Origin of the sequence: Methanobrevibacter sp., assembly GCF_045541095.1 — an archaeon.
Lineage (GTDB): Archaea > Methanobacteriota > Methanobacteria > Methanobacteriales > Methanobacteriaceae > Methanocatella.
Genome location: NZ_JAZQIJ010000148.1, coordinates 1 through 12,379, shown reverse-complemented (window position 1 = coordinate 12,379; position 12,379 = coordinate 1). Strand labels below are relative to the sequence as shown.

The following is a 12,379-nucleotide window of genomic DNA, read 5'->3' as shown; positions in this document are numbered from 1 at the left end:
ATGGAATATATCTTGTATTTTCCAGGGCTTAAAGTTAATTTAATGGTAGCTATTCCTTTGCTATTGGTTTTTGCAGTATATTTTTTGTTTTTAAATTTAAAGGTTATTTTTTTGTTTTTAGCTACTTTTCCTTTATTTGTAACCAGTTTTGCTTTAAAAGTAACTTTTTTAACTTTCTTTTTGGAAATGTTTTTTGCAGTTAATAAAGGTTTAACTGTTATCTTATTTTTTGCTTTATATTTTCCATATTGGGTTGTTATTGTGTATTTTTTAGCTTTCAGGTTAATTTTTAATGATGCATAACCGTTTTTGTTTGTTTTAGCAGTATATGTTTTTCCATTAATTTTAAATTTAACAGTTTTTCCTGCACTGACAGCTTTTCCGCCTGCGGCAATGATGCGCACTTTAAATTTAGATCCGCTTGTGAAATACATTGTTAAATCTTTATTTTCACTTATTGGACTAAGCACTTTAACTGTTTTTTCTACAAATTCTCCAGTTATAGGATTTATTGCTGTAACAAGATAGCTGCCGGGATTAAATTCCATGCTTAATTTTATTTTACCCTGACTATCTGTTTTGTAGGTGTGATTTATTCCATTAATGATAACGTTAACGTTTTTATTTGGCACTGGTGAATTATTTTTATCATAAAATGTTGCTGTGTAGTATTTACCGTCTCCCAATACTTTTAAAAAATTATTTACTATTATTGTTGGTTTTATTGTCAATTTATAGCTTTCAGATAATCCATCAAAAGGATTAATAAATGAAATGACATGATTTCCAGCATTTAAATTCAAATCAAAGTAGAATATTCCTTCATCATTAGTGGTTGCAAAATAATTTTTCCCGTCAATTCCTATTACGAAATCCTTATTTTTGATTCCATTTCCTAGGCCATCCAAGAACTTAATAGTTAGATATGGGCTATCGCCATAAATTTTAACTTCGTCTTGACCTAATATTGTTGTTAAAACATCAATAGTTGTTTTATTGAATGAATATTCTTCAGAGCTTTCATTTGCAAAATGACATTCCACATCATAGTGGCCTGGTTTTAAGTTAATGTCTAATGTTATCCAGCCGTTTTCATTTGTAGTGCAGTTGTATATTGAATTATCCAATATTACAGTGATTATTTGATTAGCTAGTGGGGTTCCAGAATTGCTTGTAAGCAATGCATGGAATTGAGTTGAATTTCTGTAATATTTTACTAAGCTAGGAGCATAAATTTTTGTAGATAAATTGGAAACATACAATTTAACCTTATTGAAGCTAGGTCTTAGATTGTCATCGCCATTAAAGACTACATTAATGTTGTGTATTCCTGATGATACGTCAACTTTAACGAAAGCTTCTCCTTTGCTGTTTGTTTTTGTGCTATAGGTCATGTTTTCAAAAATGAATCTAATCTCTTTATTTGAAATAAATTTCCCGTTTTCATCACATAAAACGATATTGAATGTATCGTTAGCGGTAATCTGAACATCACCTGTATATATCACGGTTTTTGTACGATTGTCACTGGTTTTGATATTAGCTATATTAACGTTGCTGCTTTCTAAATACAAATCATTTCCCTTGAAGTCTGATTTAAGTGTATATGTTCCAGAATCTAAATTGAACTTAAATATAACATTACCATTTGCATCAGTAACGTCACTAATCTTTTTGACTGTTTTTCCTTCCAAGTCAATAATTTCAAGTGTAACTTCGCTGTATGATATGCCGTTATTAAGGCAATCTGTTAATGTTAATGTGAAATTAATCAGATTATTTTCATCTTCATTAATGTCCTGGGCAATTATTTGTGTAGATGTCTGTTCGCTGTCAACAACTAAAATCTTATTTGTATTTGATGAGTAAATGTAGTTTGGATGAGTTAAACTGTATTCGATTTCATATTCCCCTATATTTAAATTAAGAGGCAGGCAAGCTACTCCTTTATCATTTGTTGTAATATCGTATTCATTTTTATTTAATTTCATATGAATCTGCATATTTGAAATCGCTTTGCCGTTAGTATCTCTTAATGTTGCCTCGAACAGTCTTTGATCATTAACATTCATGATTATGTCATTAGCTGTTAAACTAACTGGCATTTTATAGATTGTTATTTTATTTGTACCGCTTCCATAAATATTATAATATGGATTGGAGTATTTGTAGGTGACATTGTACTCACCAGGGTTTAATTTTATCTGTAAACGTGCAGTACCGAATGCATCTGTTACAGCTTCAAAAGATTGTGACCATTTTTCATTAGATATGCTCACGGTTATTGTTTTTCCATATTGGTCATATGCATTAGGATCGTTAAAATCAATTGCAAAGAATTTGTTTTCACCATAGTATTGCACTAAATCTGTTGCATTAAGACGTACAGATTCAAGAACTGCATTTTTATCAACTACTATTGTTGCCGCATTTGTTGCATCACTATACCATAGACTTCCATCATAATCTATTGTTGTTAGATATGTTCCTTCAGCCAAATCGATTATAAATGAAGCTTCTCCGTTAGGATCGGTAGTGTTGGTGTAGGTTTTGACTAGCTTTCCCTGATAGCAGTTTAGTGTTACAGTTCCATTGTTTATCCTTTTTCCATACATGTCGCTTAAAACAACAGTATAAAGACCATTTAAAGGAATTGTTTTATGATGGAAACCGGAAACTATTGTTAATACCTTATTAATAGTTATTTTACCTGAATCCTCAGCAGAACCATAAATGTCATCTCCTTTGTAAGTTGCTTTAACATTATATGTTCCCGGAAGATAGTTTATGGTTAAGCTGGCTATTCCATTTTCATTTGTTTGCAATATGAAATTGTCTGTTAGGTTTCCCTGTGATATCGCAACTTGAATGTTTTCTCCTCTGATTAAAGTTCCATAAGAATCTTTTAATGTGATATTATAAAGGTTTCCTTCACCATATAATGTCACATCAGGCACTATCATAGTTGAATTGACATGTTTAATTATTATGTGGGAGTAATTTGAGCTGTATGCATACCATGAATCTCCAAGATATTCTACTTTAATGTCATATTCTCCAACGGCCAGATTAAGTATGATTTCACTTCTACCGTAATAGTCAGTATTTGAAGTGACTGTTCTTTTCTCTCCGTTAGGGGAGATAATTGTAAATGTTAAATTGTAGTTAACTAAATTTTTACCGTTTTCATCATGTAAAATTCCATAAAATACATTATTCTTACCATAATATGTGTAGTTGTATGATATGACTTCAGTAAATGATGTTACAACTTCAATTTTTGCCAAAGCGCTTGATTTTTCATAGTATCCGTTTCCATAGTAATTGACAAGAACGTTATATTTTCCGGTAGGATAGTCTATGTCGAAACTTCCACGGCCGTTATCATCGGTTTTAATTGTAAACACTTTACTTTCATTGTTTAAATTAATAATCTGCACTGTCAAAGTCTGATTTGCAATTTTAAAACCGTTTGCATTTATCAAATCAATATAATATTTGTTGTCGTTTCCCTTAACAGTAACATTCTCCATTAATATCATTGTATTTGTGTTTCTAAGGTTTAAATCTAAAACCTGATTGTCAATAGTTGCATATACCTTAAAATCACTTGAATTTAAATCATAACTTACATTTGCATAAGCAACATTTTCCTTAAGGTAATCAAAGTGTGGTGTAATGTTTCCCAAATCAATAGCGAAATAAACAGGTCTTGAAGGCAGTATTTTTCCAATTTTTTTGATGTTTCCGTCATCATCTATTAAATTGTCAAGGGATGCTTCAACAATATTTTCACGGTATGATTCAAATGTCATTATTACCCAGTCGGTTAATTTTAAATTTCCGAGGAAAATAAATATTTTTGAGTCATCCGGCTTTTTATTGTCTCCCCACCAGTTGCTTGAATAGTCAACGTCACCTGAATTTGAATAGACGTCATTACCTGAATAAAGTGCAGTGTTATTTACAAATACGCAGTAGTGAATTTCTTTTGAATTTGAAACAGCTCCACCGAATGATGCTTTGTTGTTTATGAATGTTGAATAGGTGATTGTCTGTGCACTGACTATTCCTTCACCGTAGGATGCCTGACTATAGTCAGTATATCTGTTCAGATTGCTGATAAAAACGGAATTGTTAATCAATTCAGCTTCAATTAAAGCCTTGCCTCCATAATCAAGACCATGATTGTTGTAAAATGAGGAGGAATTAACTGAAGTTGCCTTAGCTATTTTTCCGGTGTTGTCTTTAAAGGTACAGTTGTTTATATATCCATAAAATGTTCCGTAATTGTCTGCAATATCAAATCCTATGCCTATGGTTGAGTAGGAATTGCCCATATTTGTAAAGATGTTGTTTGTAAATGTTGAATTTTCAATATATGCGTATCTCTTCTGGGCGGAATATTGGGAATTTGAAGCTCCAAGTAATCCGGAACCTGAATATGTGTACGGGTGAAGGGTTATGATTCCCATAGTGTTGTTCATAAATTCGGAGTTGTAAATTTCAATTGAGGATGTTACTGTAAAGAGTGCATTGTAATTTTCCATTCCTGCAACTGAATAGAAATTGGAAATTTTTTCAAAAGAACAATTATCTACATTGACTTTGGCAGGTCCGCTAACAACAGACCCTTTAATGTCTGAGAATTTAGTGTTCCTTATTTGTATTAAACCGTTATTGCTAACTCCAGGGGATGAATAAATAACCGATCCGGAACTAATTGAGCTCAATGTGCAGTTTTCAATACTTAAAATACCTCCTATAACTGTAAACAGGTTATCATTATATTCTCTTGCTTCGCAACCGAAATCGATGTTTTTAACAACAACTTTTCCTAATTCCCGCACAGTCATTATGCTGGCACCGTTTACCCTTAAAAACTTAACGTTTCCAAGTCCGATTATTGTAATGTTTTTTGAAATAGATAATTTTGAATTTTCACTGCCGTTGTAGATTCCTTCAAGTAAACATATTGTATTTCCGTCTACAGCTTGCGATATGGCATATCCGAGAGTCCTGTATGGATTTTCTAGATTTCCTGCTTCAGGTCGGTCTTCTCCCCATGGAGCTACAAAATAATTATATGCGGAATATCCCTTTCCGATTGTTAAAGTTAATTTCTGATTGTCCACGATTGAATAAACGCTGCAGTCCAGTGTATTTCCAATCAGATAGTTTTCAAATGATTTTGTTAAGCTTCCGGTTGCGTATAAAAATCTTCCGTTTTGTGCTTCAAAGTGAACTTGACGTGTTGGGATTGATTCATTTTCTTTTAAATCTAAGCTATTGTTTCCATCAAACCATTTAAATGATGTAATAAATTTTGATGCAGTTCCTATAGAATTGTTCCCGTCTTCTATTTCAAAAGACGCTATGGCCCAGTTGCTTATATCTATATTTTTGAAATATTCTATTTCAGGGCCTGAATTTATTCCCCACCAGTTGTAAGGGGCATATAATATTGATTTATCTCCTCCACCTAAAATTCCATGTAAAATGGATGAATAGGTTATGTTAAAGTTTGTATGTCCGCTTGATATGGGTGCATCAAAAATTGTGTTAATTGCTGTAAAATTTGATTTAAAGATTGATAATGTGTTAAACAGTGCTGAAGTCGGAAGGATTTTACTGCTGTCAACATATACAGTACATCCGTTAAATGAAAAGCGTCTGTTAATGTTTGAATTTAAAAGTTTTATGTCTGCTTTTTCGGCTTCTATGAGTGTTAATGTTGAATTTTTAATTAGGATTATGCTTGTCTGATACGCTGACGGATCGTATTCGTCATTTGACTTTAAATGTGAAATTTGAGATTCAACAATGTCGATATTTTTAAAGTTATATATATTAGGCAAATCACTATCGCTTGCGATTGCATCATTCAATTTTGAATTGGATATTGTACAGTCACCTAAATTGGTGATACTTTTTGCAATATTTTTGGATTTTGAATTTGAAATGATTGAATTATCAATTATTAATTCGCCTTCATTGTAAAATGTTGACATTATTGTATTCATTTTACTAAATGAAGTATTGTTAATCAGTAGTTTTCCCTGATTTTTAATTGCTCCTAACTGTGAATATGAGTCAGTATAACCATTAATGAATTTTATATTATTCAGTATCAATGATGAACCCTTATTTATTTTGAAGAAATAATTTTTACCTTCACCATTTAATGTAACGTCTCCTTGAGTTTCTATTGTTAAATATTTGTTGATGTTAATGTTGGTGTTTAATGATCCGCTGTATGTTCCGTCTTTTAAAATAATTTTGGAGTTGTTGCCAGCCATATCAACTGCATGAGTTATTGATTGGAATGGAGAGTCAGTACTTCCTATTCCTTCTTTATCACTTCCGTTAGGGCTTACATATATTTCATTTATATTTAGTTCATCATTAGGTTCTATAAATGTAGCAGTATCATTATTAGCACTAACAACCATCATGGATGATAGCATTACTGTTAATAATAGTAATACTAATGTGATTTTCTTATTAAAAATTAATAACACCTCAACAAATTTTATAAAATAGTCAATTATAATATACATTTATTAAAATATCTTATAAAAAAGTTTTCATAAAAAAAAGTAAAGTAGAAAAGAAAAATGAATTATTCTTCATTTTCCCGTTCTTTTCGTTTATAACCGATAATTAATAACAACAATACAATTATTGCTAAGGCAATAAATGTCATCATTGATTTATCATCATCAACTATTTCATCCAATTTTTCTTTTATTTCATAGGATTTACTTACACTTTGTGCACCGGATTCTGAACTGTCTTCTGTGCTGGAAGCTTCGCCCTGGCCTCCGCCATCAGAACTTGATGATGCAGCGGCATTTGCTATCATTCCAACTGTAGACAAGCTTGAGTCATGATTTGAACTGTTCACTTTGCTTTGACTGTTGGAATCTGTTGTTCCATCAACCTTTGAGTTTGCATTTGATGAACTTGAATTGTAGTTTCCAGTTACTTTCTGACCAGTATAAGTATTTCCAGGAATATGTCCGTATGCATTTGTGTTTCCACCTTCTCCTGGATTATACGGTGTTCCAGGATGACCGGTACCGCTACCTGTTCCGCCAGTACCGCTTCCAGGGCCATAGCTGTTTCCACTGCCGTCATTATTTCCGTTTCCACCAATATTTCTACCAGTTGAAGTACTTGATTCTGTTGAACTTGGTTTGTAGTCAACTGAAGGTTTACCTCCGTTTCCTCCATGTCCTTTAGAATCATCATCAGGATTAACGTCAATTGTAGGGTTTGAAGGCTTATCATCAATCACTTGAGGATTCCAATTAATCATTTCTCTTGTAATTGGATAGAAGCTGTCCCGACTCATTGCTTTCCATACAGAATCATCTGGACCGTTCTTTCCCCAGTAGTTATATCTCATATCAATGTCCTGCTCGCCTCCAATAACTGTGGAATGGAATGTATTCCCTCCAGGCGCTACATTATCAACAATATTTGTATTACGTACAGTAATATTTGCATATCCTATGTTAAATGCACCACCACCATTTAAAGCTCTATTATGTGATATTGTAGAGTTATAAATGTTAATGTGGTTTTGAACATGGCCGTAGTATTCATATGAATTGTATTCGATAGCACCGCCGTATCTGGCTGAATTATTTGAGATTATGCATCTTTCTATGATGAAATTTTTAGAGATTTCCAATACTCCACCGCTTGTTCCTGCAGTATTTAGCATAAATATTGAATCTAAAAGTTTCCCATCATTAGCTTTTGCATAGATTACTCCACCATTATTGGTTGCCTGATTGTAATAGAACTCTGAATTTGTAGTTTCTAAGTTGTTATAAGCTCCATATATTACTCCACCATTAAATCCACTGTAATAGCGATAATTGTTTAAATCAATAGATCCTGAAGATTTTCTTGTATCATTTGCTCTATTGTTTATAAATTCACAGTTATTGATTTTTAAATTAACATTTGTGTTGCTTGAACGTGAAGTCAAACTGTCAAGCGGAGAGGATATTACTCCTCCTATTTTTGCGCTATTATCTTTAAATGTTGAATTTTCCATTAGGATGCTTGTATTTTTACTGTATATTACTCCTCCTTCACCAACAGGATTTTCACAAAGTGAAGAGTAAGTGTAAGTGTATCCTTTATCGATTGACCATGTGCTTCCAGCAATTCTTACGGTACAATAATCAAGGGAGGTCAATGCGGTATTGTTCATGAATAATGAGTTTTTAATGTTTATTTCATTATTTGAGTTAGTAAATATAACTCCTCCATGAACTGCTTGATTTCTGTAAAATACTGATGAATCAATATTTAATTTACCGTAATCAGCGATAACTCCTCCGATATGGCCTAAATTATTGTAAAATAAAGATGAATTAATGTATAATTCCCCATTATTTAATATGGCTCCTCCTTTACCTGTTCCACTACAATTAAGTGTGTGGGCAGATTTCATTTCTCCATCTTCATCTATTTCAATGTCATGGTCAAATACAGGATGGGAATTGTCGTAGTAAGATGAGGAATTGCAAATAATTGAATTGGAAATGGATAACTTACCGTTATTTATAAATGCTGATCCTCCATCTGTATTATGGGCATTTTGAATAATTATTCCGTTAATTGAAAGAATTCCATTTTGAGTGATATTGAATAATTGGCCAGATTGGGCATCAATTATAACGTTTTCACCATTGCTGTGTATTGTAACGTTCTTGTTAATGATTAAATTTCTTTCATTGTACTGTCCTGAACCCACATAAATAATAGCATGAGTTAAACTGTTTTCTAAAGCTTTTGAGATTGAAGCGTATGGATTATAAATGCTTCCGTCTCCACTCTCATCACTGCCGTTAGCTGAAACATAAAGGTCAATAGGTGTATTGTCTTTAATAGTTCCATATTTACTGTAAACAGCTTCATTTGCCCTTTTGGCTCCATTGGAACTTATCAGGAAGTTATTGGTAATGATGTTGTGAAGATTATTGTTAGCTATTACCATAACGGCATAGTCATCACCATTTTTGGAAAATGATTCAATATGGTTGTTGATTACATCATTTCTCATTGATGAACCTCTGAAATAAACTCCTGACTGTTCAGTTATGTTTGATGTTCCTCTAATCTCAATTATATTCTCACCAAGGTATCCGTAATTGGAATTGCTTGCATAATATCCATATACTGATGATGCATTACCTCTTAATGTGTTTTTAGTAATGTTGTCATAGAATGATTTTGATGATTCGATGAAAATCAAATCATTTGCATCTGAAAGAATGATGTTTCCTTCAATGACTGTATCTCTTGATGAATCTAATATTATTGCTTTAACACTATCTCCTTTGAGGTTAAACTCATTATCTTGAATATTATTGGATTTTGTTTTTGTCAATTGAATTGCGGAAATCTTTTCACCTTTCATATTGACTGTATTGTTTGCAAAGGTATTGTTTTCACCATTGTTAATAATCAGGACGTTTTGTTTTGCTGAATCAAAACTATTATTTACTATACTATTGTTGGATGAACTTTTAAGTTCAATTGTTGAATTTACAAAGTTGATATTGCAAATTGTTACATTTGAAGCTTTATTCAGTATCAATGATACAGTAGTTGGAATATTGTTGTTATATGAGCTGATAACAATTGGAGTGCTTATCTCCATTTTTTGGCCGTTTGTAATGTTGTATAATAACAGTACTGCATTTTCCTCAATATTTCCTTTAATAAACTCATTGTTCTTGAAAAATGTGTTAAAGTTATTATTGCTAATAATGTATGAATTTGAAGATATATTTACCTTGGATTCATTATTTGCCTTGATTTTAGAAATCGGATTTGTAATATTGGTTGTAATCAAGTTGTTATTTATTGTAATATTATTTACAAAACTGATTGTGGAAATTGCAGCATTTCCAATACCTAACACGTCTTCAATTGACTTTATATTTTTCAAATCTCCACCAAATGCTGAAATTCTATTATTTTCAATTGTCACATTGGATGAACTGTAAACTCCAACGCCATATATTCCATTACTTTCACCATATAATGTGTTGTTTGCTACTGTAGTGTTTTCTGTCATGTGTAACTCAATCAGATAAGCCATTTCATCTGTGTAGATTACAATTTCATTGTTTTTAATGCTGTTGTTAGTTAGCTTACCTATTAAATTTGCAAGAGCAATACCATATGCATAACCATTAGCTTTAATGTTAATCTTATTATTGTTAAATTCACTAAAAGCTATTGCATCAGTATAAATTGCTTCTGCCATTCCTGTTGAAATGATAATTATAGTATTGTCATTTATAGCAAATCCTTTTGAGAATTCTCTGTTTAATCTTCCATTAGAATTTAAAGCAGGTGCTGTTATAGCATAAACATAATCGGTTTTGGCATTTATGTAAATATTGTTTTTTGAAATAATTTCATTATTACAAACGCCCTGAACTAAAACAGCAGCATTTGACTTGCTTCCTTTCTTATAGATGTCTGTAATATTATTATTGCTGACAGTAACATCATCAACATTATTTATAATGACAGCTTCTTTATCGTAGTTGATGAAATTAAAATCTCTTAGAACAGATCCTTCTGCATCACCTTCAAATGTCACTGTAACATTGAACAGAAGATTATCCATTTTATTACTGATTACAGTGATTTTTTCATCAAAAATCAGATTTTTATTTGTTAAAAATGTTAAAAAGATAACTTTTGGACTATCTTCTTCAAATTCATAAACGAAATATCCTTCTTCATCGAAGAACTGGTGGAAGTTATTGTCATTGATAATAATTGATGTAGCGTTTAAAATAACTCCATTTACAATATTGTCCAGTTCGGTATTGGACTTCTTATCGGTAATCTGTATATTTATACCTACGGTCATATTTGTTTCAATGATATTGTTTTTAATAATTGAATTATACACCAGACCCTCAATTGAAATACCATAGCTTTCACTGGTTATCTTATTGTCAGTAATTGTGTTGTTGTAATATCTTACATTAGTGTTTAATGCAGATGGTATTGTCACACCTATACTGTTAGTAGTTATAATGTTTTTAGTAACTGTATTATAGCTGCCCAATATTGAAACACCTGCGTCATGATTATTTTTAATATTATTATGATGGACAGTAGTATTTTCACCGGACAGTGAAATGCCTACACCATAATTTTTAATATTGATGTTATTGTTATATGCTTCAATATTGTTTGTTAATGACATACCGACAGAAACATCACTGAATGTCACATTATTGTCATATATTATACCTTTTGAATTTTCAATACAATTGGCTCTAATTCCTGTCTGCTGACTTGTTCCGCTTACGGTATTGTTTCTGACAGTAAAATCTTTCCCGCTTACAGAAATACCCACGCCACTGTCAGTAACTGTATTTCCATAAACTGAAACATTATCTCCATTCAGGTTTATTCCGATTGATCCTTTAATAATCGTATTATTTGCAACAACTGTGCCGTCGTGGCTTGCATATTCAAATTGCAAAATTATTGACATTGGTAATGTACAAAAACCTTTCAAATAATTGTAGGAAATTATGTTGCCTTTACATAATGGACTTCCAGAATAATCCGCATGACTAAATGGATTGAAGTAAATCAGATTTGTAACTGACATGTCTGAATAGGACAATACTTCTAAGCTATTATGTGAAATCAGGTTATAATGTGAATCTCCCATAATAATATTTGTACTTATGTAAGTTTTCATATCATTGTAAATAATACGATTATTACTAGACCATCCCATAGGCATAGCATAAACTCCTCCAGAATTTGCTATTCTTATTGTATTGTAAGAAATAAGGTTATTGTTGGAATGAGATAACCATATGCCGTGTAGTTGACCTACAGTAACACCTCGAATATTTAATGTATTTTTCGTATTATTAATAGTTAAATTTGTAATTGTGGATCCGTCACTTCCTTTAATCAAATGTATAAAACCGTTTTTTATTTGATCATAGGGAGTAATGGGCATTAAAGTCAGTTGGCGATCAATAACAAATGCTCTTTCGGAAATATTTCCAATTTTCAATGTATCTCCACTTGAAATACTGGCGGAAGATAATATTTTTCCTGTTCTGGCATTGAAATAATTTTCATAATTATCTTGTGTAATTTCAATTATTTTGCCTTCTTCTACAGCACTTAAATTATCTTTAATCTGAATATCATTTTGTGCTTGAAGTATGGGCTCGCTTGTTAAAGATACATTTTCATTTTCCGATATCGTTTGATTATTTGCAGCAACAAAGTTTAATGATAACATTATCAAACAAATAAACATTAATGAAATCAATATTTTTCTCCTTATTTTTTCACC

General features: G+C 31.6%; 2 protein-coding genes. Both read right to left on the bottom strand.

Annotated elements, in window-relative coordinates; translation table 11 throughout:
• Window positions 1-6,455: hypothetical protein (locus tag ACKI2P_RS06295; RefSeq protein WP_407376039.1), on the bottom strand; the 6,455-nt coding region annotated here is incomplete at its 3' end.
• A 167-nt stretch (window positions 6,456-6,622) separates the two neighbouring features.
• Entirely contained in the window at window positions 6,623-12,325 is a 5,703-nt protein-coding gene (locus ACKI2P_RS06290; protein WP_407376037.1) for a right-handed parallel beta-helix repeat-containing protein, read from the bottom strand.
• Window positions 12,326-12,379: the final 54 nt, after the last annotated feature.

What these genes read in the sequence shown, in the direction of transcription:
- ACKI2P_RS06290 (WP_407376037.1), bottom strand. Translation starts at nt 12,325, where the DNA reads ATGTTATCATTAAACTTTGTTGCTGCAAATAATCAAACGATATCGGAA.